We start from the raw sequence: 25,950 nt of genomic DNA on the forward strand, positions 1-25,950 counted from the left end.
CAAGGCCGTGCATGATGCACGGCCTCTTTCCGTTTCATGAAGGACGGCTTCTTTGGCTGACGAAGACAAGGACAGTAAAACAGAAAAACCGACGGAGAAAAAACTCCGCGACACGATGGAGAAAGGCAATGTGCCTCACTCCAAGGAAGCGACGCTCTTTGCGTCGATGCTCGCGACCGTCATCTACGTCACCTTCTTCCTGCCGGAGCGCGTCGGGCGCATGGGCGAGGTGCTGCGCGACCTCTTCGAAAAACCCGATCAGTGGCAGCTCGAGACGGGGTCTGACGTCATTTCCTTGTTCATCCGCATCGGCTGGGAAGTCGGCAATCTGCTGCTGCCCGCGGTCGTGCTGTTCTTCGCCTTCGGCATCGGGTCCTCGATGTTCCAGAACCTGCCGACACCCGTTCTCGACCGCATCGCGCCACAGTTTTCCCGCATTTCGCCGGTGGCGGGCTGGGGCCGCATCTTCAGCACGTCGGGTCTGGTGGAATTCGGCAAGTCGCTTGCCAAGATCGTCTTGGTCGGCGTCATCATGTTCTTTGTGCTGCGCGGGCAGTTCTTCCATGCGATCGATTCGCTGGTTTCCGATCCGCAGACGATCTTCGTGCGGCTGACGACCATCATCCAGAAAATTCTGACCATCGTGCTGCTGGCGACAGCCGTCGTCGGCATCGGCGACGTGCTCTGGACCCGCTACCACTGGGTCGATCAGTTGAAAATGACGAAGCAGGAGGTCAAGGAAGAGCACAAGCAATCCCAGGGCGACCCGATCGTCAAATCGAGGCAGCGCTCGATCGCCCGCGACCGTGCCCGCCGGCGCATGATGAAGCAGGTGCCGCGTGCCACGCTGGTCATCGCCAATCCGACCCATTTTGCCGTGGCGCTGCGTTATGTCCGGGAGGAAAACGACGCACCCATCGTCGTCGCCAAGGGGCAGGACCTCATCGCCCTCAAAATCAGGGAGATCGCCGAGGCAAATGGCATCCCCGTCTTCGAAGATCCGCCACTCGCGCGCTCCATGTTTGCGCAAGTCTCGGTAGATAGTGTCATCCCGTCAGTGTTTTACAAGGCCGTCGCAGAGCTGATCCATAGGATCTATGCCACGCAGTCGAACAGAAAACGGGTACGATAAATCGAATGAAAAAATCCCCCTACTCTGCCCAACGTGAACAAATTCTCGCGGAAGCCATCAGCCCGGTCGCCAGCGAATTGCGGCTCCTCGACGCGGCCGATCTGATTTCGCTGCTGCGCTTCGAGCGCTATGGCAATCTTGCCGACCTCGTGGCGTCGGCGGCCGAGCTTTATTTCCATCCGGGCACCGTCAATTTCGGCCTTGGGGGCGACTACAAGCTTGAATGGGGCGGGCCGGCGGAAGTCACCATCGACCTCGAAATCAAACCGCGCGGCGTCACCGTCTATGCCAAGCTCGCGCTGGCCGAACATCATGCCGGCATCGAAATCAACCATATCGCCTTCGACAAAGCCTCGGCCGATCCGGACGAGAACACTGCGCTTCTCGCCCGCAGCCTGCGGGACGCCCGCTACGCGATCGGCGGAACGACGCGCGCAGCCTGAACAAGGCTCAAACCATCCCCACTTTCATGATGAAGGTCCGCTGAGGCATCTCGGCATTCGTGCGCGCTTCGGCTTTCAGTCAGGCGCGGAACCGCTCGCCTTTTGCTTTCTACAATTTCTGGAAGATCTTATCCGCTGGGAATAGCCGATAGCGGATAAGATGCTCTGGATCCAAAGAAGCGCTTTAGCTGATGTAACCGAAACGGATAGCTTTTGCGATTGCCTGAATGCGGTTGACGCTGTCGAGCTTGATCGTCGCTGAACCGAGATAGGCGTTGACGGTGTGCACCGACAGCCCCAGCTTTTCGGCTATTTCCTCGCTGATCCGGCCATCACCTGCAAGCTGCAGGCAGGCGATCTCGCGTTCGCTCAGCGCTTCGGCGGCCGGCGACCGCCGCTCGTCGAGCGACAGGAGATCCATCATGATCTGGCAGCTACGGCCATGCAGCTCGACGATCATATCGCTCGTCAGATCCATGAATTTTGCGGCGAACACGACATAGCCGTTGCCGACCGATCCCAGGCGCACCGGAAAGGCGACGCCGGCAAAAGGCAGGAGATGCGGTTTCAGGCGCTGGGTGAACGAGGCAAAATCGGGCGTCTCGGCGGTGCTGTCGCTATCACGGCCGTTCCACATCAGCGGCAGCAGCGACTTTTCGATATGCTCGATCATCGCCTCGCCATAGGCTTCGACAAAGGCCTTGTTGAGGACGGTATTGGTCGAGCCCCAATTTTCCAGCTCGCAGACTAGGCGCTGCTTGCTCGGCAGGCCGGAGCCGCTGAGGCGATATACTGCAAAATTCTGCGCGTCGATCAGCTTCTGCATCGACACAAGCTTCGGGAAGAGATCAGAACGGCTGGATATCCGATGCGAACGGCCGAGCCTTCCTTCGCTTGGCGTGTCCGTCGTCCTAACCGGCTGATATCGCATTCATCGGGCTTTCAAACGAGGTTGTTTCTGACAGCAAAGGCGATCGCTTCCGATCGCGTCTTGGTCGCGGTCTTCCGCATGACGCTGGTGATATAGTTGTTGATGGTGTTGCGCGAGATGCCGAGGATCATGGCGATCTCGTCGCTTGTCTTGCCTTCGGCAATCCAGAACAAGCATTCCAGCTCACGCTCGGTGAGATCGAAATCGCGCTCGGACTTGCCTTCCACGCAGCGCGTGAAGCTCGCGAAGTAACCCGACAGCAATCCGGCGTCACGCAGCCGCTCCGGCGACAGCAACAGACCATCATGGGCAAGCAGCATCAGCGAGAAGCGCGTGCGGCCAACATTGAAGGTCAGCGAGCAATATTGGCGGCTGACGCCTTCCGGCAGCTCGACATCATCCGGCAGGAACGCAAAATTCGGCTGGAACAGCGACATGCATTTCTCAAGCTCGCCCGTGCGGCCGTAGCCGCTCGTGAGCTCGGAAGCAAGACGGCGAACAAGATCGAAGGGCCAATCGGAGGACACGACGAAGTCGAGACCGCTTTCCTGGATCAGGTCGCAGCGGGCCAGAAGATAGTGGGAGGCGCCGACATAATCCGTCAACACGCGCAGGCCAGATTGGAGATAGGCAGGGCCGGCAATGGCGCTCAACTGCTGAACGAGTTGATCGCGCGACATGGCATTGGCGGACGCGGCCAATCGCACATCCTTGTCGCCTTTGCTCCCCTGCAATATCTGCACGTCCATTTTTTGCATTTCCTGCCGCTGTTAGGCGCTCTAACGCCAACGAGAGCATTGCTCGGTCTGGACCCGGCGCATAACCTCGAAGACGGCATCGATCTTCGCAAAGGCATCTGCACCAACTCAACTTATTACTCCGCCCCATACGATTCCATACGGACGTATGACGCGATAAGCGCGCTAATATATAAATTCGATTTCGGCAAGCGCATGCGAATCGCCCAAATCGCAATCAACCAACTATAGACTGATTTCTCCGCGTGCTGGCATCTCCAAATTCGCTGAATTCACCAAACACGGATCTCATGGTCTGATTCGCGCCGCTTCGACGCAACTCCGAATAGGTATGATGATTGTAAGTCGATTCTTTCTACCCAGCAACGAAATTTCCGACCAGGAAATGTCTTGCCAACAGGTTCGGTCACTCGATTTCGGTACGCATACGTGAAGCAAATATTTGCGAAAACCCAGAGTTGGCACGATCAAGCGGCGTTCTTTCCGATGACATGAAAAGACCGGGAATATCTCCCGGTCTTTTCATCAGGCAGCGTTGTCGACGGCCCATTTTCTGAGGATCTTCGCGGCGCGTTCCTCGCTGATTTCCACCATGCGCGAGAGGCGGCGTTCCGGCCCTTCCTTGACGCGGCGGTTGAAGGTGCCGCCGTCTTCGCCCATCGTCAGCAGATCGTCGGTGCTGTCGAAGCCGAAGTCCGAGCCAAAGCCGTCCATCAGGGCGGCACCCGGCCCGCCGACGGCGGGAGCGAAATCCGGCAGTTCCAGGCCCGCCGCTTCCGGCAGAGCCGCGCCACCGGCCACACCGCCGCCGAGCGAGCGGATCAGCGGACGGAAGCCCATCCAGACGATGAGGAAGGCAACCGCGACGAAGGCAGCCGAGTTGATGATGCCAGCCATGTTACGGCTCAGCATATCCATGATGTTGAAGCTGGAAGAGGTGTCCTCGAGCAGTTGATTGTCGAGGAAGTCCATCGCATTGACGGTCACCACGTCGCCGCGGGTGGTGTCGACGCCGGCAGCGGTCGCGACAATCTTCTGCATCTCGGCGATATAGGCGTCGACCTTCGCCTGATCGGCCGGCTGACCGACCATCTGGGCGATGCGGCCCTTGTTGACCACCACGGCCACCGAGAGCTTCTCGACCCTGTAGCTGTTGCGGGTCGTCGCGGTCGTCTTGCTGTTGATTTCGTAGTTGGTCTGTTCTTCGCGCTTGTCGGACTGGTCGTTCGATGTCGGTCCGCTGCCACCGGACTGCGGGGCAGCCTGCGGAATGTTTTGCTCAACGGTCGCTGCCGTATCCGACTGGCGCTGCTGCGATTTCTGCGCTTCCTTGGTGGTGCGAACCGAGCGCTCGACCTTCGAATCCGGATCGTAGGTGGTTTCCTGCACCTGCTGGCTATCGGTATTGAGCTGCGCCGTCACGCTGGAGCGGAAATTGTCCATGCCGAGAAATGGAGCAAGCGCCTTGTTGATGTTCGATTCGACCTCGTCCTGAACATTCTGCACGATGCCGAGATTGCGGTTCAGCGCGCCATTGCCGGGATCGTCACCCGAGGCGAGCAATTGGCCGGTGGAATCGAGGATCGTAACATCGTCGACTTCCAGGCCTGGAACGGCAGAGGCAACGAGATGGCGGATGGCCTGGGCCGCTTTGCGCCCCGCTTCGGCGTTCGCCCGGATCATGACCGAGGCCGTCGGCTTCTGGTCCGCTTTGCGGAAGTTGCCGACATCCTGCATGACAATGTGGACGCGTGCCGCGCTAATGCCGGTGATCGAGGTGATCGTGCGGGAGATTTCGCCTTCGAGCGCACGCACGCGGGTCACTTCCTGCATGAAGGAGGTCAGACCGAGAGAGCCGACATTGTCGAAGAGTTCGTAGCCGGCGGTGGTGCTGTTCGGCAGGCCGCGCTCGGCGAGAAGCAGGCGCGCCTTGCCGGTCATGCCCGCCGGCACGGTGAGGCTGGTGCCGTCCGTACCCACCTGGAAACCGATGTTGGCTTCGGCAAGCGCAATGCTGATCTGGTTCAGATCGGTTGCATCCAGGCCCACATAGAGCGTTTCCTGGGCAGGCTTATTGACGTAGAGGGCTGCAAACAGAATCAGCGCCATGGAAACGACGCCGACGCCCGCCATGATCAGCAGGCGTGTCCTCCCCAGGTTCTGCAGATTCCTGAACAAGGGAACTAATTGATTTAACAGATTCATTCTGTTCTCGCACGATTCGTCAAAGACCTGATGGCTTTGTGCCCTGCAGCGAAGATAGAAATCGAAACTTGTGCGAGCGTTTCGTCCCGGGCAGGAAAAATGAAGAACTCGAAAAATTTATCCGAGATAATATAAGAAAAACAATATCAGGCGCCGGCGCTCCGATCAGAAGAAATCGAAGTCGCCGGCGGCCTTGGCCAAGGGTTGGGAATGTCCATGGCGACCGCCGCCGCCGAGAGCTTTCTGCATTTCGGCGAGCTTCACCAGGCTCAGGGCCGTCGCAACATCGACCATCCAGCCATCCGGTATGTCGCCGGTGATGGTGTCGATGAACTCGGCAATGCCCCGCGTCTTCTGCACGGCGAGATCGATGCCCTGCATGACCTTCATAGAGTCGGGCGATTCCAGCACGTTGACGCCGCTGAGATCGAGCAGTTGCGGTTCGATGCGCTCGATCAGGTAGGCGACGTCGTGCAATTCCGAGACTATGCGCATGAGGATGGCTGGGAGAGCTTCCTGCATGGCGATTGGTTCGGGACGCGGAATGGTGGTCATGAGGTAGTCCTCGTTGATCAGAAAAATTCGATCGTGTTGTCGACCGGCTTCGGGGCGGCAACGGGGCGCTGTTCCAGAGCCACGGTCTTCTGCGTTTCGGCGCCGGTCAACGGGTATTGCCGGGCGCGGCCGGAGATCGGCCAATATTCGATCTTGCGTCCATGCTCGCCGCCGGTGCTGGAGCCGACGACCGGAATGCCTTCATCCCGCAGGAACTGCATAGCGAAGGCAGCGTTCTGTTCGCCGACATTGGAGAAGGTGGCAATCGTCTTCGCACCGCCAAAGATCTTCGCCTCCAGCCGGTCACGACGCGCGCCCTGCTTCAGGAGGCCGTTGATCAGAAGCTCCATCAGGTGCACGCCGTAACGCGTCGCATCACCACCACTCGTCGGCGAAGCAGCCGTTCCCGGCAGCAGAAAATGATTCATGCCGCCGACGCCCGCAATCGGATCACGCAAGCATGCCGCCACGCACGAGCCGAGAATGGTCGACAGCACCACGTCCGGGTCGTTGATGACCTTGTACTCGCCCTGAATGATGTGCACGCGACGGGCAGCACCCTCGACGATCATTTCAATGCTCCGAACACGGCCTCGATCGCCGCTTTCATCTTTTCAATGGTGAAGGGCTTGGCGAGAACGTTGTTGGCGCCGAGCTGGGCGGCCTTCTGCACCAACGCACGGTCGCCCTGCGCCGTCAGGATGATGAAGGCCGCTTTCTTCGTCGTCGGATTGGTGCGCACGGCCTGCAAGAGGCCGAGACCATCCATCTTCGGCATGTTGAAGTCGGAGATCACCAGATGATGTGGTTGCTGCTCCATGATCTTCATGCCCTGCTCGCCGTCACCGGCAGCAGTGATTTGCTTGAAACCTAGTTGCGTCAGCGCGTCGCTCAACAACAGACGACTGGTGACCTGATCGTCGACGATCAGAACTTTGATTTTCTCCGCTAGAGACATTATTCGCTCCCTTCCTTGCGGGCGGCTGTTACTTTCAAAATTTCCTCGCCAATGGCGTTCAGCGGAAACTGCTGCTCGACTGCACCCAACTCGAACGCAACCCTCGGCATTCCGTAGACCACGCAGGTCTTTTCGTTCTGACCGATGGTGCGTGCGCCGGCATGGCGCATCTTCAGAAGGCCGGCGGCGCCGTCGCGCCCCATGCCGGTCAGGATCACGCCGACCGCGTTGCGGCCGGCGAGCTCGGCGACTGAATCGAAGAGCACATCGACGGATGGACGATGGCCGTTGACAGGTCCGCGGTCGACCAGGCGGCAATGGGGTGCCGATGTATTGGCGACCTGCAAATGCCGATCGCCGCCGGGCGCCAGGTAGATCTTGCCGATTTCCAGCCGCGCACCATCGGTCGCCTCCTGCACCACGGGTGCGCAGAGGCGGTTGAGCCGTTCGGCAAAACTGCGGGTAAAGCTTGGCGGCATGTGTTGGGTGATGACGGTCGGCGGGCAATTGGCCGGGAATTTCTGCAGGACCGCGATCAATGCCTCGACGCCGCCGGTGGACGAACCGATCGCGACAATCTTGCGGCCGACGCGGAAATCCGCGGTCGCCGGCGGCTGTGTATTGTTGGCGGCAGGCTTGCTATATTGCCGCTGCGAACGGGCGGCCGCCTTCACCTTTTCCGCCAGATCGCCGAAAGGACGCGGCTCGCCGGGAGCAGGTTTGCCGACGCAATCAAACGCGCCGATTTCAAGGGCCGTCAGGGTCGCCTCGGCGCCGCGATGCGTCATGGTCGATACCATGATGACCGGCATGGGCCTCAGCGTCATGATCTTTTCGAGAAAATCGAGGCCGTTCATGTTCGGCATCTCGATATCGAGCGTCACGACGTCCGGATTGAGTGCCTTGATCGCCGCACGCGCTTCCATCGCGTCGCCGGCCTGACCGATGACGTCGACCTCCGGATCGGAGCTCAGAACGGCGGTAATCAGGCCGCGCATGGTTGCGGAGTCGTCGACAACAAGAACACGGGCGGGAGCGCTCATGCTTTCCTCCCGGTGGAATTGGCAATGCGGCGATAGGTGGTAATGCCAATATTGTCGAAGACGTGCTTGGCCTCGCCGGAGACGCGCTCGGAATGGCCGATATAGAGATGGCCGTTCTCCGGCAGCAGGCCGGCGAAGCGCGACCAGATCTTCGTCTGCGTCGGCTCGTCGAAATAGATGACGACGTTGCGGCAGAAGATGACGTCGAACAGGCCCTTGAACGGCCATTGCGCCATCAGGTTCAGCTCGTTGAAGGTGATCAGCCGCTTGACGCGATCGTCGATCTGGAACTTGCGGCGCCCCTGGACCTCGACTTCCTGGAACCATTGCTTGCGCATGGCGGGCGAAACCGTCTCGAGCGACGTCTCGTCATAGGCACCCGCGCGAGCAAGGCCGAGGATCTTCGGATCAATGTCCGTTGCCAGAATCTTGAAATCGAGCTCGGCGACGTTCGGCAGCAGTGACAGAACCGTGAGCGCGATGGAATAGGGCTCCTGTCCGTCGGAACAGGCAGCCGACCAGATGCGAACGCGACCGCCACTCTTGGCGCGCGCCAGAAGGCCGGGGAGAACCTCGTCGCGCAGATGATCGAAATGATGGTTCTCGCGGAAGAAGCGGGTGAAATTCGTCGTCAGATGCGACAGCATCTCGCGCCGCGCCGCCGCGCCCGCCGGCGAGGAGACCAGTTGGCAATAATCGCGAAAGCCCGGCAAACCCAGCGCGCGGATATGTTTCGACAGCCGCGAATAGACCAGCGAGGCTTTGGTCTCGTTGAGAGAAATCCCGGCGTCCGAGTAGATCATGGCGGCAATTTCAGAGAGATCGCGCCGTGTCAGCGGATATTCGCCGCTGGCCAGCACCTCGTCCGGGGATGCCCTGAAATCTGTCGCTCCCATAATGCTCATGCAGCTTCGCTTTCGCTGTCCGGGAACAGGGTTTCGAGTTCGATAAGGCAGATCATGCGGCGGTCGATCGCCAGGATGCCGCGTGCAAACTGCCGCTCATAATCGGAAGAGATTTCCGGTGTCGGCTGAATATTGTCGTCGGTGACCGTCAGAATATCGGACACGGCGTCGACCAGCAGGCCGACGACCTTACGCTTGACCTGCGCCACGATGATCACATGACGCGCGGTCGGCTCGGCGCGCTTCATGCCGAGGCGGGCCGAGAGATCGACGATCGGCAAGACAGCGCCGCGCAGGTTGATAATGCCAAGGACATGGGCTGGCGCATGCGGCATGGCCGTCGCCGGCGTCCAGCCGCGGATTTCACGGACCGACATGATATCGACGCAGAATTCCTGATCGCCGATGCGAAAGGCGATCAGCTCACGGGCACCCTGGGTCAGGTTCTTGACGGCATATGACATAGGCTCAACCCGCCGCTGCGTACGATATTTCAGCCTTCAGCGACTGCCCGCGGGAGGCGCCGACCACGGCATCAACGTCGAGGATGAGAGCAACGCGCCCATCGCCAAGGATCGTTGCTGCGGCAATGCCGGGCACGTGCGTGTAGTTCGCTTCGAGGCTCTTGATGACCACCTGGCGCTGGCCCTGGATGGCATCGACCATCAGAGCACGCTGTCCGCCGCCTTCCGATTCCACCAGCAGCGCAACACCGTCGACCGGATTGGCCTGCGTGGCGCGGAAGTTCAGGATGCGGCCGACATCGACCAGCGGGCAGAAGCTGTTGCGGATCGAGATCAGGCGGTGGTTGGCGCCGAAGGAGTGGATGGCGGAAGCCTCGGGCTGCAAGGTTTCGACGATCGCCGTCAGCGGCACGACCAGGGTCTGGCCGGCGACCGTCACCACCATGCCGTCGAGGACGGCCAGCGTCAGCGGCAGGCTCATGGTGAAGACCGAGCCGTGTCCGGGCTTGGAGCTGATATTGATGCGGCCGCCGAGCGCCTGGATCGAGCGCTTGACCACGTCCATGCCGACGCCGCGGCCGGAAATGTCGGAGATCTTATCGGCCGTCGAGAAGCCCGGCAGGAAGATCAGGTTGTCGATCTCTTCGTCCGAAAGGTTGGCATCGGCGGGGATGAGATCGTTGTCGATCGCCTTCTGACGCACCTTTTCGCGGTTGATGCCGGCGCCGTCGTCGGCGAGTTCGATCAGGATGCGGCCGGAACGATGTTTTGCCGTCAGGCGAACCGTGCCTTCCGGGTTCTTGCCGAGCGCCGTGCGCTTTTCCGGCGTTTCAACGCCGTGGTCGACGGCATTGCGGATCATATGGGTCAGCGGCTCGGCCAGCTTGTCGATGACCGTCTTGTCGACTTCGGTGTTTTCACCCTCGGTGATCAGGCGGATCGACTTGCCGGTCATGTCGGCGATTTCACGGACGATACGCGACATGCGCTGGAAGACCGGCTTCACCGGCTGGGCGCGGATCGCCATGACGCTGTCCTGGATCTCGCGTGTGAGCTGCTGCAGCTCCTCGAGGCCCATATTGATGGAGGACGCGCCATTGTTATCGTTCTCGATGACGCTCTGCGAGAGCATCGCCTGGTTGATGACAAGCTCGCCGACGAGGTTGATCAGCCGGTCGACGCGATCGAGATCGACGCGGATGGTCTGCCCGGCGCCAGCGGCGGCATTGTTCTGCGCGGCGGCGTTGGCAGCGGCAGCGGCGGCGGCTGCCGCTGCTTCCTTCTTTTCGACACGAGCGGCGGCAGCGGCAAGCTGCGTGACATTGCTGGCCGTTTCAGCGGCGGCAACAGCGGCAGCGGCATCGCTTTTCGGTTTCGGCGCTTCGGCAGTTTCCACAGCCGGCTCGTCACCGTCCAGAGCGGAGAGATCGAAGGGCACGGGGATCATCGGCAGCTCTTCATCACCGCCGACAGGCGAGGCAGCGTCTTCGATCAGCCGGATATCCAGCTCGCAATCCCATTCGGCGAATTCGAAGACCGTGCGGATAGCGTCTTCGCCCTTGTCCGTCTTGACCGAGATCGTCCACTTGAAATACGCGCCTTCGGGGTCGAGCTGATCGAGGCCCGGCAGGGCGTCCATATTGCAATGAATGCTCATTTCGCCGACGCGCGTGAGATCGCGCAGCAGCAGCGTGGCATCGTTGCCCTTGGCGTAGAGGTCGGAGCGCGGCTTGAAGCTGACTTCGTATTCCGGCATGCCCGCAGACGCTTCGTCGCCACCGAAATCATCGTCGAAGCTGAAGGGGATCGGCTGAAAACCGCTGTCATCCGTGGGAGCGGGTGCGGCTTTGACAGGAGCAGGCGCCGGTGCGGGCGCTGCCGCCTTCACGGGCTTCGGCGCAGCTTCAGCGGCTGACGGTGCCGAGGGCAATTCGCCATGGGCCAACGCTTCCAGTTCCTTGACCAGGCCCCTGCTACGGGCCTGATCGACACTGCCGCCGTCACGGGCGGCGTTGGTCAGGTCCGCCAGAACGTCGGCGGCCTTGAGCATGACCTTCAGGACATCCTGGGTCGGCTCCAGCTTGTTGGATCGAACGCAATCGAGCGTGGTCTCGAAGACATGGGCAAAGGCGACAAGGTCATCCAGACCAAAGGCCCCTGCCCCACCCTTGATGGAATGAACGGCACGGAAGACAGCGTTGACGGTTTCCGGATCCCGGTCGCCATCATTCATTTTCAGGAGACCGGATTCCAGTTCGGCGAGCTGCTCTTCGCACTCCTGGAAGAAAATCTCTTTGATTTCGTTCATATCCATAGGAACAGATCCTGTTTAAGCGGTTACACGCTCGATGGCATCGATCAGCTTGGCGGGATCGAAGGGCTTGACGATCCAGCCCGTCGCCCCGGCCTGACGGGCACGGTTCTTCTTTTCGGCGTCGCTTTCGGTCGTCAGCACCAGGATCGGGATGGCCCGGTACCGGTCGTTGCGACGGACGCCCTCAATGAAGCCGAAACCATCGAGGCGCGGCATGTTGATGTCCGTGACGATGACGTCGGGATTGGCTTCTTCCAAAACCTCGAGACCCTCGACGCCGTCTTCGGCCTGAATGGTCTCGAAGCCGGCATTGTTGAGGGTGACGAGAAGCATGTTTCGAATGGTCCGTGAATCATCCACGGTCAGTACTTTTTTCTTCATTGCCGGATCTCCTTGGCAAGCAGGTGATCGATGTCGACGCCGATCAACTGCATCGTTTTTTGAAATGCATCCGACACCTTCGAAAAGGTGAAGGACAGCTTGTCTTCATCCCAAGTCTTGGCGGCTGCCATGATGACCTGGACGCACAAGGCGCCGATCCTCTCGACGCCGGATGCGTCGATCACGACATTGCTGCCGCGCAGCCCCACCAACTTGCCGCGAAGCGTCGAGGCTTCATTGAGGTCCAGCACCGCAGCCAGACTGATTGTCTTTTCGCCCTTCCTGCTCGGCATCGCTTTATTCCTTGTTGCCTAAAATCGGGTCCCACAGCCCGCATGCGCATAAAATAGAGATGTCAGTAAACATTCCGTTCGCCTCCAAGCCCGGCCCTGCGAAGCGGAAATTCGAATTCGGCAGCACTGCCCTCGTCACGCCCGGCAGCCCCTTCGTCGCGCCAGGCGATCGGCAAGCGTTGCGCTGCGGTCACCGGCCGCGGCACAGCCGCGTGGCGGCGCTCGCGCTCGAGGCGGAACTCGCGGATCGTCTGACCAAGTTCGAGGATGACGGTATGAAGATGATCGGCGCCTTCGTTCGAGCGACGGGCGAGGCTTTCGGTGGCAGCGGCGCGTTCGCCGAAGCCACCGATATCCGTCGTCACCGTACGCAGACCGGCTGCCTGTTCATCGGTGGCGGCTGCGATGCCGGAGATAGCGTCGTTAATATCGGTCACCTGGCGGACGATGCCGCCGATCGCTTCCTGCGTGCGGCCGACCATCTGCACGCCGGCATCGACCTGCGCCTTGGTGCCTGTCACCAGCACCTTGATCTCCCGGGCCGCATCGGCGGAGCGTTGGGCGAGCGCGCGGACTTCCTGGGCGACGACGGCAAAGCCGCGGCCGCTATCACCGGCGCGCGCGGCTTCGATACCGGCGTTGAGCGCCAAAAGATTGGTCTGGAAGGCGATCTCGTCGATGACACCGATGATCTGGCCGATCTTTTCCGCCGAAGTTTCGATATCGGCCATGGCGGAAATCGCCTGGCCGACGACCCGGCCACTGTCTTCGGCTGCAACACGGGTGGAGGCGGCGGCGCGCTCTGCTGACCGGGTGCTCGCGGCATTGCTGCGAACCTGATCAGCCAGTTCGGCAAGCTGCCTTGCCGAGGCGGCAAGCCCCTGGGATTGCTCCATCGAATTCTGAGCGAGGGAGCGGGAATCGCGTGCGATGGCATCCGTCGCCGCATCGGCCGCCTGCACTCTGCCGGACAATGCCGCAAATTGCTGGTGGATATCGTCCAGGGCGGCATTCAGCGTCTGCGCCAGTTCGGCATAGGCTTCCGGACCATCGGCAGGCAAGCGGGAGGTCAGATCGCGTTCCGCGAGGCTGCTGATAACATCGGCGAAGAGGCCGGCGGCTTCGGCATGATCGGCGCTGCGCTGTTCGGCAAGCGCCCGCTGATGGTTGAGCCGCAGCTCGTTGAAGCGCAGCGATACGGCGATTTCGACATCGACCATGACGAGGCGGACGGCGGCGGTGATAAGCTCGCTCAGCTCGCGGGCTCGGCGCTTGGCGCTTGGCAGGATGGCGCGGCCGCCCATCTCACCGACGATACCGGCAAGGACATGCTCCAGAACCACGCCATGACCGGCGACGTGCCAGCGCGGGTCAAGCCCCATCTTGCTTTCGCTGTCGGAGAGAACCTTGACGCGTTCGGCATAGAGGCTGTCGAAACGGGCGTCCGTCAGCACACCCCAATGCGAGGATTGCAGGTCTTGCAGCCGTTCGAGCTGGCTTTCGCTCGTAAAATTGCGGGCGGCGTCCGGAAAAGTCTGGAGACGGTGGAAGAGATCGCGCAGGCCGGCTTTCAGATGCGCGTCCAGCATCGGCCGGTTGCGGCGCACGATTTCGCACTGCTCGGCATCGAGACCAGCAAAACGCAAGCGGTCGCGAAGGCTGCCCGCCTGCGCCCGTCCTGCCTGATCTGATGGCGAATCCTGCGCCAAAATCGTCCCCACCGAACTGCCGGGCGTAGACAACGCCGGCGAAACCACTGAATGATCCGGTTCAGATGCGATGAGGAGACGAGGAAAGGCGCACGCCGCCGCCGGTCCGCTATTGACCGGGACGCTGAAGCTCGCTCGTTCATCACAGTCTGTGTTCGGACCGTTTGATGACATGGATACCGGATCTGACCCGGTACGACGGGGCGGCTTCATGCCTGGTGAGAACGAGTGACAGTTTTCCCATTCCGACGTGCTAGTTCAATGTTTATGGTTAATTCCTTGCTTGAAGGTTAATAAGCCCCGTCCGCTATCCCGTTTTGATTTAAACTATTTCGGGTTCGAATTCTGTCGGCGGCCGTTTTGAGTAAAAAGCGAAGTAGCCGCAAGTCACAGGCAAGCTTCATGCTCTAATCCGGTAAGTAGAGACACCTTCGATGTCGATACGGAGAGAGCAATGATTGTTCTTGGTTTGACTGCTTCGTTGACGGCCGGCATGACGCTTGCTGCCTTCGTGTTCCTGAGCCTCATCAACGAGGCCCGCAGCAAAATCGCTCCGCGCGTACTCTGAGCATCCCGCTTCAGCCGTCTACAGACGACCAAATATCTTGTGAAGATACTTGAACGCGTGGTATCGGCCGCGCTTTTACCGTCGTTCTCTCTGCGAGAACTAGCGTCGGGCTCGATACTTCCGTATGAAGCCTGACGACCCGGCACCGAGATCGACCTGTTGATGTCCGACACCACCTATACCGAAACGAGCCACAAGACACTTTCACTGCGGCTTGGTCTTACAATCATCTTCGGCGTCACGCTTTGGCGTGTGGTGATGCTGTTCTTCAATAGAACGGACCTTTTCGTCGACGAGGCTCAATATTGGTTCTGGGGCCAGAACCTCGACTTCGGCTATTATTCGAAGCCGCCGGTCATCGCCTGGGTCATTCGCTTTTTCAATGCGATATCGGGATCGGACTCGACTTTCTGGATCCGCGTTTCGGCGCCTCTCTTCCATCTCGCCACCGCCCTGATGCTGATGCGCACGACGCGGCGGCTGATCGAGGGGGATGCCGGGCGGGAGATCGAGCCCTGGGTCGGTGTCATCTTCGTCACCCTGCCGGCGGCCTCGCTTTCGGCCGTGCTGATGTCGACGGACACGATCCAGATCCTGTTCGTCACCATTGCCATCTGGGCCTTTCTCGGCCTCACCAAGCGCTCTTCGATCACCGAGGCGCTGATCCTCGGCGTGAGCCTCGGGATCGCCTTCCTGACGAAATATTCGGTGCTGTTTCTGCTGCCGGGCGTCGGCATCGCCATGCTGACACTGCGTTCGGCACGCATTGCCTGGCGGGACGTGCTCATCGCCGCCATCGCTGGCGCGATCGTCGTTTCCCCGAATCTCTGGTGGAATTTCGCTCATGATGCAGCAACGGTGCGCCACACCGAAAGTATTGCCCATTGGAATGGCGATGGAAAAGGCGGCGGATTGGTGAAGCACCTGCTCGCCGCGCTCGGATTCGTCGGCGCGCAGTTCGGCGTCGTCGGTCCCGTCATCTTCTATGGCATGCTCTGGGCCGCCTGGCGGATGATCCGCGGGCAAAGCGACGACAGGGAAAAGCTGCTCGTCTGGCTGTCAGTTCCGGTCGTGGCGTTGATCACGCTGCAGGCGCTGTTTGCCAAGGCCTATGCCAATTGGGCGGTTACCGCCTATGCCGCCGGCACGATCCTCGCCGTCTGGCTCCTCCACCGCCTGACGAAGAAGGGTCTCGTCGTTTCGCTGGTCATCGGCTCGGTCGTTGCCTTCCTGTTGCCGGTCCTGACCGTGTTTGCCTATGACATCAAGCTGCCGAACGGCGATCTGGTCATGAAACGATATGTCGGCCGCAGCGCCATCAGCCTAGAGATCGCCGATATCGCCGCGCAGGCGAATACCTCAACCATCGTCGCCGATAACCGCGATATTCTTGCCGATCTGTTCTATACGCTGAAGGGCAAGCCCTATCATATCTACGCCCGCAATTCCGGCGGTTTCCCGAAGAGCTATTACGAGCAGAATTTTTCGCTGCCACCCACCGTGACAGACGAGGTGCTTTATATCGACGACGAACCGTTCGATTGCACCGCGGGGCGCTCGGAACTCATCAAGAATTGGTCGCCGGATTTCGGCAATATGAAAGGCAGGGCGCTCTACGCCTACCGTCTCTCGCCAAGCTGCCTGGCGCCCAAGCCTTAGAGCAATTCCAGGAAAAGTGCGAAGCGGTTTTCCGTCCGGAATGCGTAAAAACAAAGGGATAGAGCGGGAAAGCGATTCCGTGAAACGCGAAACCGCTCTAACCGCGGTCGGAAGCCGGACGGAGGCAGACGCCCCAACCAAGTTCCGGCATTTCCACGAAGACGACCCCGCCATCTTCGAAGGCCAGACGCAGTTGCGCCTCGGTCGCCCGGTGAATGTCGTGGCGCCCGCCCTCGTAATCGCGGATCGTACTCCGCGACACGCCGGCTCTCTCGGCTATATCCAACTGTGTCCAGTCGAGCAGCCCGCGTGCCGCGCGGCAGAGTGCGGGTGTAAGAATCATCGGGTAGCGGCCTTGATTCACGATCAAAATTCACCCATATTGGTCAACATAAGCCAAATATGTCATAAACCGCACGGGATTTCCAGTATCGAAGGAGACAGCGATGCCGCACGACACGCCCTTGATTTCGACCATCGTCATGGGCCTTGTGCTGGCATTCATCTTCGGCGCCATCGCCAATCGATTCAAGCTGCCGCCGCTCGTCGGCTATCTCATCGCGGGCGTGCTTGCAGGTCCGCATACGCCCGGCTTCGTGGCCGACCAGAGCCTTGCGCCGGAACTCGCCGAAATTGGCGTCATCCTGTTGATGTTCGGCGTCGGCCTGCATTTTTCACTGAAGGACCTGCTGTCGGTGCGCGGCATCGCAGTTCCCGGCGCGATCGTCCAGATCGCCTTCGCCACCCTGCTCGGCTGGGGGCTTGGCGCCTTGATGGGTTGGCCGCTGGGTGGCAGCCTGGTCTTCGGCCTCGCGCTCTCCGTCGCCTCGACGGTCGTCCTTCTGAAAGCCTTGCAGGAGCGGCGGCTGGTCGAAAGCGAGCGCGGCAAGATCGCGGTCGGCTGGCTGATCGTCGAGGACCTGGCCATGGTGCTGGCGCTCGTCCTCATCCCGGCTGCAGCCAGCATCTCGGCCGACGGTCATGGCACGGCCGAGCCGCTATCGGCCGGCCTCAGCCGCTTGCTTGGCCTCGATCTCGGCATCACCGGCATTATCGGCATGACGTTGCTGAAGGTCGCCGCCTTCGTCGGGTTGATGCTGGTCGTCGGCCGGCGGATCATTCCCTGGATCCTACACCGCATCGCCCATACCGGCTCGCGTGAACTCTTCCGCCTCGGTGTCCTCGCGATTGCGCTCGGCGTCGCCTTCGGGGCCGCGAAACTCTTCGGCGTGTCGCTGGCACTCGGCGCCTTCTTCGCCGGCATGATCCTGTCGGAAAGCGAGCTCAGCCACCGAGCCGCGCAGGAAAGCCTGCCGCTGCGCGATGCCTTTGCCGTGCTGTTCTTCGTCTCGGTCGGCATGCTGTTCGATCCGAACATCCTGATCGACAATCCGCTGCCGCTGCTGGCGACCGTGTTCATCATCGTGATCGGCAAGTCGGTTGCCGCCTTCTTCATCGTGCTCGCCTTCCGCAAGCCGATGAGCACGGCGCTGACCATCTCCGCCAGCCTGGCGCAGATCGGCGAATTCTCCTTCATCCTCGCCGCGCTCGGCTTCGATCTCGGCCTGCTGCCTGGCGAAGGCCGCGATCTGATCCTTGGCGGCGCGATCATCTCGATCATTCTCAACCCGCTTGTCTTCATAGCCTGCGACTGGCTGCGCAAGACGCAGGAAACCAGGCCGCAAAGCGAGATGCCGGAAAGCACGGAGCCGGCGGTGCAAGCAGAACGGTCGACAGCGGGCGAAGTCTCGCCTGCCTCCGCGGATCAGCCAATGGCCCACGAGGTCGGTGAGGAGCTGCACGCCGTTACACTGACGGGCCATGCGGTGCTGATCGGCTATGGCCGCGTCGGCAGCATCGTCGGGGAGAGCCTTAAATCGTCCGGTACGCCCTTTGTGGTCATCGAAGATTCCGACAAGCGGATCGGCGACCTCACCCGGCAGGGAATCGAGGCGATCTACGGCAATGCGGCCTCCGCGGAGGTTCTGGCATATGCCAATATTTCCGGCGCCAGCAGCCTGGTCATTGCTATTCCGAATACCTTTGAAGCTTGCAGTGCCGCCGAGCAGGCACGCGCGGCCAATCCATCGATCCTGATCGTCGCCCGCGCTCATTCCGACGCCGAGGTTGATGTGCTCAAGCAATATGGAGCCGATACGGTGATCATGGGAGAGCGGGAAATCGCGCTGGGCATGGTTGACCGGCTTGCGCAAGTGCATCATGACAGGCCGTACTATGAAGACGCGCAGCGTCCTGATATCATCACCGAACCGTCGGAATCCGCTCCGGCAAAGGAATGAAGGCCTTTTGAACCGTTGAACCCGTTCGAATTCGGCGCTGCCGACAGCGAAGAGAACGATAGCAGGATGACGCGACGCGCCGGAGCGCGTGTGATCGCCTCGCTGTTTGTCGCTTTTTTCGCCTACCTCGGACTGGCGCTCGGCGGCGGCATCAATCTCGCCGCGCGGGCGGATGCGGAGGCCTTCTCCTCCGGCAAGGACAACCAACCGCTTTATGTCGCCCTGCGCGATCCGGTGCGCGGCATAGTCGTCGCCGACCGCACGGTCACGCCGAAAGCCACCTGGCACGATATCGGATCGGCAACGCTTGCGACCCTTCCCTCGCTCGGACTTCTGAGCAATCCGCGGCAGCCGCGCGAACGCGGCACAGCCGCACGGCACGAATCGCTTCCTTTCCGCGCCTATCTCGCCCGCGCGCCGCCGGCTGCATTCGTCTGACCGGTTCCCGCGCTTAACGGCGCATCTCCGACATGACCCCAAGTTCACCAGCGGCAAGCTCCGCTGGCATTAGCGTATTCAAGGATAATATTCATGCGCACCTCACGATGGCTGGTGCTCACCTATACGGTGATCATCGTGCTTGGCTTTCTCATCGCCCTGCCGAACGTGCTGCCGCAGTCGGTCTTAAGCAAAATGCCGTCCTGGCTTCCGCACAGCCAGGTTTCCCTCGGCCTCGACCTTCGTGGCGGTTCCTATCTCGTCCTCGAAGTCGACGAGAAGGACCTGACCAATGGCCGGCTGCAATCGCTGCTGCAAGACTCGCGCCGTGTCCTGCGCGACAAGAACATCCTGACCCGTTCGATCGTTCGCAATGGTGATCAGATCGTCGTCACTCTGACTGATCCGTCGCAGAGCGGCGATGCGGTGACTCAGTTGCGGACCCTCGCCAATACGATCGCGTCCGGCCTTTCCGCCGGCCAGTCCGATCTGACGATTACGCCGAACGGCAGCGCGATTGCCATGTCCTTCTCGCCGGCCGGCATCGCCGCCAACGTCGATTCCGCCGTCCAGCAGAGCCTGGAAGTCATCCGCAAGCGCGTCGACCAGGTGGGCGTCGCCGAACCGACCATCCAGCGCGTCGGTCCCAACCGCGTCCTCGTGCAGCTTCCGGGCGCACAGGATCCGTCGCGTCTGCGCGAACTGCTCGGCTCGACCGCGAAGATGTCCTTCCATCTGCTTGCCGACAATGTCGATCCGAACAATCCCGGCCCCGGTGTTACCATCCTGAAGGATGACAAGGGCAACAGCTATCCGGTTCTCGATCGCATCGAGCTTGCCGGCGACCGCCTCACAGACGCCCGCGTCAGCTTCGATCCGAATACGCACGAGCCACTCGTCACCTTCCGCTTCGACAGCGCCGGCGCCAACCGCTTTGCGGAAATCACCCGCGAAAACGTCGGCAAGCCTTTCGCTATCGTGCTCGACAACAAAGTGCTGAGCGCGCCGAACATTCGTGAGCCGATCACCGGCGGTTCGGGCCAGATCTCCGGCAACTTCACCGCTGACAGCGCGACGACGCTCGCAGCCCTGCTGCGCGCCGGCGCCCTGCCGGCCAAGCTCACCGTCATCGAAGAACGCACTGTTGGCGCCGACCTCGGCAGCGACGCGATCCAGAAGGGCATCTATAGCGGCCTGATCGGCTTCGTCTTGGTTGCCGCCTTCATCTTCGTGCTCTACGGCGCCTGGGGGATTCTTGCGAATGTTGCCCTGCTCATCCACACGGTCCTGACCTTCTCGGCCCTGACGCTGGTCGGCGCCACGCTGACGCTGCCCGGCATCGCCGGCGTCGTCCTTGGTATCGGCCTTGCGGTGGATGCCAACGTTCTCATCAACGAGCGCATCCGCGAAGAAACCCGCAAGGGCCGCGGCGCCTTCGCCGCCATCGATAACGGCTTCAAGAAGGCTTATTCTACGATTATCGACGGCAACATGACGGCCCTGATCGCCGCCGCCATCCTGTTCTACTTCGGCTCCGGCCCGGTTCGCGGCTTTGCCGTGACCATGGGTCTCGGCCTCATTATCTCGATGTTCACCTCCGTCGCCTTCGTGCGCGTCGTGATGATCGCCATCACCCGTCGCCGCAAGCTGAAGGTGCTCAACATCAGGCCGCTGATCCCCTTCAGCCCCTATGACAAGCACATCCAGTTCATGAAGGCCCGCTTCTTTGGCGTCACCGTCTCGGCAATCCTGTCGATCGCCTCGGTGGTCCTGTTCATTCATCCAGGCCTCAACTACGGCGTCGATTTCCGCGGCGGCATCCAGATGTCGGTCAAGACCAAGGACGCGGCCGATCTGGCGACGTTCCGCGAGGGCCTGAACACGCTCGGCCTCGGCGAAATCGCACTGCAGTCCTTCGGCGACAACAGCAGCCTCCTTGTCCGCGCCCAACGCCAGGACGGCGGCGAAGAGGCACAGACAGCCGCGGTCACCAAGCTCAAGGCAGAAATCGTCAAGATCGACCCAACCGCGACCATCGAAGGGACGGATGTCATCGGTCCGAAGGTTTCGGGCGAACTTGCCTGGGCCGGCATTCTGTCGGTCGTGATCGCCAGCCTGGCGATGCTGTTCTACATCTGGTTTCGTTTCGAATGGCCGTTCGCGGTCGGAGCCATTGTCACGCTGGTACTCGACGTCACCAAGGCGATCGGCTTCTTCGCGATCACCGGCCTCGATTTCAACCTGACGGCTATCGCCGCGATCCTGACGCTCGTCGGATATTCGGTGAACGACAAGGTCGTGGTCTATGACCGTATGCGTGAAAACATGCGTCTCTATAAGTCGATGCCGCTCCGCGACATCATCGACAAGTCGATCAACGAGACCCTGGCGCGAAGCCTCTATACCAACGCCACCGCCTTCCTGGCGCTGGTGCCGATGGCGATCTGGGGCGGCAGCGCCGTCTCCAGCTTCGCGATCCCGATGGTGTTCGGCATACTCGTCGCTGGCGCCTCGTCGGTCTTCATCGCCGCTCCGATCTTGCTGTTCCTCGGCGATTGGCGCCGCCGCCATGCCAAGGCGGTCGCCAACGACGCCGAGTCGGACGACAAGTCCGGCAAGGACAACAAGCAGATTCCTGCTGCCGAATAAACGGCGGATAGACATGAATGAGGACATGCCCGGCTTCCGGGCATGTCCAGCCGCCTCAAGATCCGAAGGCGGGCATGTGCAGCGCCAGTCCTGGCCGCGGCGCCACTATTCTCTCCAAAACACCGTTTTCCTGCTCTGTGATGAGCACGTATTTGCCATCGAGGGTGAAAGCGATGTTGCCCGGCCGCGTGCCATTGGTGCGGATACGGCCGGCGATCTTTCCCGCGGGATCGACCATGCAAATCTCGCCTTGCCCATAAATCGTGCAATAGAGCGTGCCGTTGCGATCAAAGGCCATGCCTGCCGGCCCACATAGCGCCTTCACAGCAGGCGCCGGCATTACCTGCGCAAACAGTTCCTGCCGTCCGCCGACAACCTGGCGGTAGATTTTCCCGGTCAATGTCTCGCTATAATAGAGCAATCCGTCCGGCCCGAAGGCTATGCCGTTGGCATAGAGCAGACCGGTCGCCAGCACGCGCTGCACCCGGCCTTCCGCCGGATCGATCTGATAGACACGGCCGTTATAGGGCGCCTGGAAGAAACCGGGATTGATATCGGCGCCTTCGAGCAGATCGGAGATACGGACGCCTGAATCGGTCATGTAGAGCAGGCCGTCGGGACCAAAGGCCAGATCGTTCGGGTAGAGAAACGGGCCGTCATTGCCGCCTTCGATCACCTGCAAGGTGCGGCCTTCCGGAGACAGCCGGACAAGGGAATTTTCCGGGCCGCCCGCCACCCAGAAACAATTGTCGCCATCGACCGCGAGCCCGGCCGGCCGGCCGCCAGGCCGGCAGATTTCACGGCGGATGCCGCCCACGATCATCGTCAGGCAACGACGACTGTCGTCGGTCTCCACAAGCGCGATGCGACCATCGGTCAGGGCAACAGGCCCCTCCGGCAGACGCAATCCGGTGGCCATCGTCTCGTTCATATTCGGGAACCCTACCCAGCGCACCGAAACCCCAAAAATCGTGTGTCACAGATGGTAAATAAGTACCCCAAAAGCTTTTTCGAGCCGGGTATTCGTTAAATCTGAACCAAATTCATGACGGGAGGGTCACATCTTTGTGCAGATTCGCCCGATCTTGACAGTTTTAGCCAATTCAGAACATTCATCGAACATTCGGATATTATTGCGAACATGATTCGTCGCCGATTCCGTGTTCGTGCGCCCGCCGTCCGAAGCCTTCAGGAGAGCCCATGACAGCCGCCTATCTGGAAAAGCTGAACCCGGAGCAGCGGCAGGCGGTGGAGCACGGCACGACGGTCGATGGCAGCCATATTGCCGGGCCGCTGCTGGTGATCGCAGGCGCGGGCTCCGGCAAGACGAATACGCTGGCCCATCGCGTCGCGCATCTCATCGTCAAAGGCGCCGATCCCCGCCGCATCCTGCTGATGACCTTCTCCCGCCGTGCGGCGGCCGAAATGGGCCGCCGCGTCGAGCGCATCTGTCGCGAGGTGCTTGGCGCCAATGCCGGCATCATGGCCGATGCGCTTGCCTGGACCGGCACGTTTCATGGCATCGGCGCGCGGCTCCTGCGCGATTACGCCGAACAGATCGGCCTCGACCCGGCCTTCACGATCCACGACCGCGAAGACAGCGCCGATCTGATGAACCTCATTCGCCACGAACTCGGCTTCTCCAAGCTGGAAAACCGCTTTCCGACCAAGGCGACCTGCCTCGCGATCTATTCCCGCGCCGTCAATTCGGAAGCGCCGCTCGAAGAGGTGCTGCGCGATTTCTTCCCCTGGTGCGCCGCCTGGGACAAGCAGTTGCGCGACCTCTTCGCGGCCTATGTCGAAGCCAAGCAAGCGCAAAATGTGCTCGATTACGACGATCTGCTGCTCTACTGGGCGCATATGCTGCACGAGCCGCTGATCGCCGAGGATATAGGCGGCCGCTTCGACCATGTGCTGGTCGACGAATATCAGGATACCAACCGGCTGCAGTCATCGATCCTGCTGGCGCTGAAACCTGACGGCCACGGGCTGACCGTTGTCGGCGACGATGCGCAGTCGATCTATTCCTTTCGCGCCGCGACCGTGCGCAACATTCTCGACTTTCCGACCTCTTTTACGCCCGCCGCCAATATCGTCACGCTCGACCGCAACTACCGCTCGACGCAACCCATTCTCGCCGCCGCCAATGCGGTGATCGATCTTGCCTCCGAGCGTTTCACGAAGAATCTGCGCACAGAACGCCAGAGTGCTGAGCGTCCGCGGCTGGTCACGGTGCGCGACGAAAGCGATCAGGCGCGTTATATCGCCGATCAGGTGCTGGAAAATCGGGAGAGCGGCGCCAAGCTCAAGCAGCAAGCGGTGCTCTTCCGTACCTCAAGCCATAGCGGACCGCTGGAAGTCGAGCTCACCCGCCGCAACATTCCCTTCGTCAAATTCGGCGGGCTGAAGTTTCTCGACAGCGCCCATGTGAAGGACATGCTCGCTGCCCTTCGCTTTGCCCAGAACCCGCGCGACCGTGTCGCCGGCTTCCGGCTGATGCAGCTTTTGCCGGGCGTCGGCCCTTCGACTGCCCAGCGCGTGCTCGATCATATCGGCGAACAGGCCAGTCCAATGGCGGCCCTAGCCGATTTTCCGGCGCCGCCGCGCTCGGGAGAAGACTGGACGGCCTTCGTTGCGACTATGCAGGAGTTGAAGGCCGGCAAGGCGGGATGGCCGGCGGAAATCGGCCTCGTACGGCAATGGTACGAACCGCATCTGGAGCGGGCGCACGAGGACGCAGCGACGCGCCAGGCGGACCTGATCCAGCTCGAACAGATCGCCAGCGGCTATGGCTCGCGCGAGCGCTTCCTCACCGAACTGACGCTCGATCCACCCGATGCCACCAGCGACCAGGCCGGCACGCCGCTGCTTGACGAGGATTATCTCATCCTCTCGACCATCCATTCCGCCAAGGGCCAGGAATGGACGAAGGTGTTTGTCCTCAATGCCGTCGATGGCTGCATTCCGGCTGATCTCGCGGTCGGCTCCTCCTCCGAGATCGAGGAGGAGCGGCGGTTGCTCTATGTTGCCATGACACGTGCCAAAGACAGTCTCGATCTCGTCATCCCGCAGCGCTTCTTCATCCATGGCCAGCATGCGCAGGGCGACCGGCATGTCTTTGCCTCGCGAACGCGCTTCATTCCGGCGACATTGCTGCAGTTTTTCGAGGTTTGCGGCTGGCCACAGGCCCGCGCCGAAAGCGCTGCCGCCATCAGGGCGCGGCAGGTAAGAGTCGATGTGGGTGCGCGCATGCGCGGCATGTGGCGGTGAATTGGGGCCCATTTGTCGAGGCCGCTTTTCCGGCGTCGGAGCTTCAACTCACTCGATCATCACGAGTAATATTCAATCCGCCTCCCGAAACATCTCAATAATGGCCGAAAAATCGCGGCCGCCATTGCCGAGCTTTTCAAAGAGTGCGTAGAGCTGCGCCGCTTCGGCACCCAGCGGCGTGGATGCGCCGGTTGACAGCGCTGCCTCCTGTGCCAATCGCAGATCCTTCAGCATCAGTGCTGCCATGAAGCCCGGTTTGTAGTCGTTATTGGCCGGCGAGGTCGGCACAGGGCCGGGCACCGGGCAATAGGTATTGATCGACCAGCATTGGCCCGAAGAGGTCGAGGCGACGTCGAAGAGCGCCTGATGCGAGAGGCCGAGCTTTTCGCCGAGCACGAAGGCCTCGCAGACGCCGATCATGGAAATGCCGAGGATCATGTTGTTGCAGATCTTCGCCGCCTGCCCGGCGCCTGCGTCGCCGCAATGGACGATCTTCCGGCCCATGACTTCCAGCAGCGGTTTGGCGCCTGCAAAACTTTCCGCCGAGCCACCAGCCATGAAGGTGAGCGTTCCGGCTGCCGCACCGCCGGTGCCGCCGGAGACCGGCGCGTCGAGCGACAGGCAGCCGGCATCGCCTGCCATGGCATGGGCCTTGCGAGCGCTGTCGACATCTATGGTCGAGCTGTCGATCAGCAGAGTGCCCTTCGGCACGGAGCGCAGAATATCGGTCCAAACCGTTAGAACATGCTGCCCCTTCGGCAACATGGTGATGACGGCTTCGGCATCCGCAAGCGCTTCGCTCAGCATGTTTGCCGCCTTGACGCCCGTTGCCTCCGCGGCCTTCAGCATATCATGCGAGAGATCGAAGCCGACGACGTCATGGCCGGCCTTGACCAGATTGGCGGCCATGGGACCACCCATATTGCCGAGCCCGATGAATGCGATCCGTGTCATGATGCTCTCCTCCCATGATCA

General features: G+C 61.1%; 23 protein-coding genes. 7 read left to right on the forward strand and 16 right to left on the reverse strand.

Features of this window, described 5'->3' with window-relative positions; genetic code table 11:
- Positions 1–52: 52 nt before the first annotated feature.
- Entirely contained in the window at positions 53–1,132 is a 1,080-nt protein-coding gene (gene flhB / locus PH547_RS16920; protein WP_104821988.1) for a flagellar biosynthesis protein FlhB, read from the forward strand.
- Positions 1,133–1,137: 5 nt separating this feature from the next.
- Positions 1,138–1,575: a hypothetical protein gene (locus tag PH547_RS16925; protein WP_104821987.1), complete on the forward strand. Its 438-nt coding sequence runs from the start codon at positions 1,138–1,140 to the stop codon at positions 1,573–1,575.
- A 184-nt stretch (positions 1,576–1,759) separates the two neighbouring features.
- Here PH547_RS16925 and visR read toward each other — a convergent pair whose 3' ends face one another.
- The 13 genes from visR to PH547_RS16990 all read right to left on the reverse strand — a co-directional run bounded on the left by visR (position 1,760) and on the right by PH547_RS16990 (position 14,091).
- Positions 1,760–2,506: a transcriptional regulator VisR gene (visR, locus tag PH547_RS16930; RefSeq protein ID WP_104821986.1), complete on the reverse strand. Its 747-nt coding sequence runs from the start codon at positions 2,504–2,506 to the stop codon at positions 1,760–1,762.
- A gap of 11 nt (positions 2,507–2,517) precedes the next feature.
- Positions 2,518–3,255, reverse strand: a complete 738-nt coding sequence (gene visN, locus PH547_RS16935) for a transcriptional regulator VisN (RefSeq protein WP_104821985.1) — start codon at positions 3,253–3,255, stop codon at positions 2,518–2,520.
- A 534-nt stretch (positions 3,256–3,789) separates the two neighbouring features.
- Positions 3,790–5,469 carry a flagellar basal-body MS-ring/collar protein FliF gene (fliF, locus tag PH547_RS16940; protein ID WP_104821983.1) on the reverse strand — a complete coding sequence of 560 codons (1,680 nt, stop codon included), beginning with the start codon at positions 5,467–5,469 and terminating at the stop codon, positions 3,790–3,792.
- A 165-nt stretch (positions 5,470–5,634) separates the two neighbouring features.
- Positions 5,635–6,024 carry a chemotaxis protein CheT gene (gene cheT, locus PH547_RS16945; RefSeq protein WP_104821982.1) on the reverse strand — a complete coding sequence of 130 codons (390 nt, stop codon included), beginning with the start codon at positions 6,022–6,024 and terminating at the stop codon, positions 5,635–5,637.
- A 17-nt stretch (positions 6,025–6,041) separates the two neighbouring features.
- Positions 6,042–6,596 (reverse strand): chemoreceptor glutamine deamidase CheD, encoded by a 555-nt coding sequence (gene cheD / locus PH547_RS16950; protein WP_104821981.1) that lies wholly within the window; start codon positions 6,594–6,596, stop codon positions 6,042–6,044.
- Complete coding sequence (locus PH547_RS16955; protein WP_004128537.1) at positions 6,593–6,982, reverse strand: response regulator; 390 nt, start codon at positions 6,980–6,982, stop codon at positions 6,593–6,595. The genes cheD and PH547_RS16955 overlap by 4 nt, the downstream gene beginning before the upstream one ends.
- Positions 6,982–8,025 carry a protein-glutamate O-methylesterase CheB gene (gene cheB / locus PH547_RS16960; RefSeq protein WP_104821980.1) on the reverse strand — a complete coding sequence of 348 codons (1,044 nt, stop codon included), beginning with the start codon at positions 8,023–8,025 and terminating at the stop codon, positions 6,982–6,984. The genes PH547_RS16955 and cheB overlap by 1 nt, the downstream gene beginning before the upstream one ends.
- Positions 8,022–8,930 (reverse strand): protein-glutamate O-methyltransferase CheR, encoded by a 909-nt coding sequence (cheR, locus tag PH547_RS16965; RefSeq protein WP_104821979.1) that lies wholly within the window; start codon positions 8,928–8,930, stop codon positions 8,022–8,024. Before cheR ends, cheB begins: the two co-directional genes overlap by 4 nt.
- Positions 8,927–9,394: a chemotaxis protein CheW gene (locus tag PH547_RS16970; protein ID WP_104821978.1), complete on the reverse strand. Its 468-nt coding sequence runs from the start codon at positions 9,392–9,394 to the stop codon at positions 8,927–8,929. The genes cheR and PH547_RS16970 overlap by 4 nt, the downstream gene beginning before the upstream one ends.
- Before the next feature lie 4 nt (positions 9,395–9,398).
- Positions 9,399–11,708 (reverse strand): chemotaxis protein CheA, encoded by a 2,310-nt coding sequence (locus tag PH547_RS16975; RefSeq protein WP_285168925.1) that lies wholly within the window; start codon positions 11,706–11,708, stop codon positions 9,399–9,401.
- A gap of 15 nt (positions 11,709–11,723) precedes the next feature.
- Entirely contained in the window at positions 11,724–12,089 is a 366-nt protein-coding gene (cheY1, locus tag PH547_RS16980; RefSeq protein WP_104821976.1) for a chemotaxis response regulator CheY1, read from the reverse strand.
- Complete coding sequence (locus PH547_RS16985; protein ID WP_028751176.1) at positions 12,086–12,382, reverse strand: STAS domain-containing protein; 297 nt, start codon at positions 12,380–12,382, stop codon at positions 12,086–12,088. Before PH547_RS16985 ends, cheY1 begins: the two co-directional genes overlap by 4 nt.
- A gap of 62 nt (positions 12,383–12,444) precedes the next feature.
- Positions 12,445–14,091, reverse strand: coding sequence for a globin-coupled sensor protein (locus PH547_RS16990; protein ID WP_104824981.1), 1,647 nt, complete (start codon positions 14,089–14,091; stop codon positions 12,445–12,447).
- Positions 14,092–14,821: 730 nt separating this feature from the next.
- Here PH547_RS16990 and PH547_RS16995 point away from each other — a divergent pair.
- Entirely contained in the window at positions 14,822–16,318 is a 1,497-nt protein-coding gene (locus PH547_RS16995; protein WP_104821975.1) for an ArnT family glycosyltransferase, read from the forward strand.
- A gap of 97 nt (positions 16,319–16,415) precedes the next feature.
- On the opposite strand, the gene PH547_RS17000 is transcribed toward PH547_RS16995, so the two are convergent.
- On the reverse strand, positions 16,416–16,661 hold the full coding sequence (locus PH547_RS17000; protein WP_104824980.1) for a helix-turn-helix domain-containing protein: 246 nt from the start codon (positions 16,659–16,661) through the stop codon (positions 16,416–16,418).
- Between the two features lie 103 nt (positions 16,662–16,764).
- Here PH547_RS17000 and PH547_RS17005 point away from each other — a divergent pair, with 103 nt between their 5' ends.
- From PH547_RS17005 to secD, 3 genes are all read left to right on the forward strand, one after another.
- Positions 16,765–18,618 (forward strand): cation:proton antiporter domain-containing protein, encoded by a 1,854-nt coding sequence (locus PH547_RS17005; RefSeq protein ID WP_104821974.1) that lies wholly within the window; start codon positions 16,765–16,767, stop codon positions 18,616–18,618.
- Between the two features lie 66 nt (positions 18,619–18,684).
- On the forward strand, positions 18,685–19,056 hold the full coding sequence (locus PH547_RS17010) for a hypothetical protein (protein WP_260303344.1): 372 nt from the start codon (positions 18,685–18,687) through the stop codon (positions 19,054–19,056).
- A gap of 93 nt (positions 19,057–19,149) precedes the next feature.
- Positions 19,150–21,705, forward strand: coding sequence for a protein translocase subunit SecD (secD, locus tag PH547_RS17015; RefSeq protein ID WP_104821972.1), 2,556 nt, complete (start codon positions 19,150–19,152; stop codon positions 21,703–21,705).
- A gap of 55 nt (positions 21,706–21,760) precedes the next feature.
- Here the strand turns inward: secD and PH547_RS17020 are convergent, their stop codons facing one another.
- The gene (locus tag PH547_RS17020) at positions 21,761–22,636 is read right to left on the reverse strand and encodes an SMP-30/gluconolactonase/LRE family protein (RefSeq protein WP_285168926.1); all 876 of its coding nucleotides are present in this window, start codon (positions 22,634–22,636) and stop codon (positions 21,761–21,763) included.
- Between the two features lie 269 nt (positions 22,637–22,905).
- Between PH547_RS17020 and PH547_RS17025 the strand changes: the two genes are divergently transcribed.
- A complete protein-coding gene (locus PH547_RS17025) occupies positions 22,906–24,975 on the forward strand; it encodes an ATP-dependent helicase (RefSeq protein WP_285168927.1) in 2,070 nt (689 codons plus the stop codon).
- A 72-nt stretch (positions 24,976–25,047) separates the two neighbouring features.
- Here PH547_RS17025 and mmsB read toward each other — a convergent pair whose 3' ends face one another.
- Positions 25,048–25,929, reverse strand: a complete 882-nt coding sequence (mmsB, locus tag PH547_RS17030) for a 3-hydroxyisobutyrate dehydrogenase (RefSeq protein WP_285168928.1) — start codon at positions 25,927–25,929, stop codon at positions 25,048–25,050.
- Positions 25,930–25,950 lie beyond the last annotated feature (21 nt).

The organism is Rhizobium cerradonense, from assembly GCF_030182455.1.
In the GTDB taxonomy this organism is placed as follows: domain Bacteria; phylum Pseudomonadota; class Alphaproteobacteria; order Rhizobiales; family Rhizobiaceae; genus Rhizobium.

Excerpts from the sequence above, each read along its gene's own strand:
- PH547_RS16925 (WP_104821987.1), top strand. The coding sequence starts at position 1,138 with ATGAAAAAATCCCCCTACTCTGCCCAACGTGAACAAATTCTCGCGGAA.
- visR (WP_104821986.1), bottom strand. The coding sequence starts at position 2,506 with ATGCGATATCAGCCGGTTAGGACGACGGACACGCCAAGCGAAGGAAGG.
- visN (WP_104821985.1), bottom strand. The coding sequence starts at position 3,255 with ATGGACGTGCAGATATTGCAGGGGAGCAAAGGCGACAAGGATGTGCGA.
- fliF (WP_104821983.1), bottom strand. The coding sequence starts at position 5,469 with ATGAATCTGTTAAATCAATTAGTTCCCTTGTTCAGGAATCTGCAGAAC.
- cheT (WP_104821982.1), bottom strand. The coding sequence starts at position 6,024 with ATGACCACCATTCCGCGTCCCGAACCAATCGCCATGCAGGAAGCTCTC.
- cheD (WP_104821981.1), bottom strand. The coding sequence starts at position 6,596 with ATGATCGTCGAGGGTGCTGCCCGTCGCGTGCACATCATTCAGGGCGAG.
- PH547_RS16955 (WP_004128537.1), bottom strand. The coding sequence starts at position 6,982 with ATGTCTCTAGCGGAGAAAATCAAAGTTCTGATCGTCGACGATCAGGTC.
- cheB (WP_104821980.1), bottom strand. The coding sequence starts at position 8,025 with ATGAGCGCTCCCGCCCGTGTTCTTGTTGTCGACGACTCCGCAACCATG.
- cheR (WP_104821979.1), bottom strand. The coding sequence starts at position 8,930 with ATGAGCATTATGGGAGCGACAGATTTCAGGGCATCCCCGGACGAGGTG.
- PH547_RS16970 (WP_104821978.1), bottom strand. The coding sequence starts at position 9,394 with ATGTCATATGCCGTCAAGAACCTGACCCAGGGTGCCCGTGAGCTGATC.
- PH547_RS16975 (WP_285168925.1), bottom strand. The coding sequence starts at position 11,708 with ATGGATATGAACGAAATCAAAGAGATTTTCTTCCAGGAGTGCGAAGAG.
- cheY1 (WP_104821976.1), bottom strand. The coding sequence starts at position 12,089 with ATGAAGAAAAAAGTACTGACCGTGGATGATTCACGGACCATTCGAAAC.
- PH547_RS16985 (WP_028751176.1), bottom strand. The coding sequence starts at position 12,382 with ATGCCGAGCAGGAAGGGCGAAAAGACAATCAGTCTGGCTGCGGTGCTG.
- PH547_RS16995 (WP_104821975.1), top strand. The coding sequence starts at position 14,822 with ATGTCCGACACCACCTATACCGAAACGAGCCACAAGACACTTTCACTG.
- PH547_RS17000 (WP_104824980.1), bottom strand. The coding sequence starts at position 16,661 with ATGATTCTTACACCCGCACTCTGCCGCGCGGCACGCGGGCTGCTCGAC.
- PH547_RS17005 (WP_104821974.1), top strand. The coding sequence starts at position 16,765 with ATGCCGCACGACACGCCCTTGATTTCGACCATCGTCATGGGCCTTGTG.
- PH547_RS17010 (WP_260303344.1), top strand. The coding sequence starts at position 18,685 with ATGACGCGACGCGCCGGAGCGCGTGTGATCGCCTCGCTGTTTGTCGCT.
- secD (WP_104821972.1), top strand. The coding sequence starts at position 19,150 with ATGCGCACCTCACGATGGCTGGTGCTCACCTATACGGTGATCATCGTG.
- PH547_RS17020 (WP_285168926.1), bottom strand. The coding sequence starts at position 22,636 with ATGAACGAGACGATGGCCACCGGATTGCGTCTGCCGGAGGGGCCTGTT.
- PH547_RS17025 (WP_285168927.1), top strand. The coding sequence starts at position 22,906 with ATGACAGCCGCCTATCTGGAAAAGCTGAACCCGGAGCAGCGGCAGGCG.
- mmsB (WP_285168928.1), bottom strand. The coding sequence starts at position 25,929 with ATGACACGGATCGCATTCATCGGGCTCGGCAATATGGGTGGTCCCATG.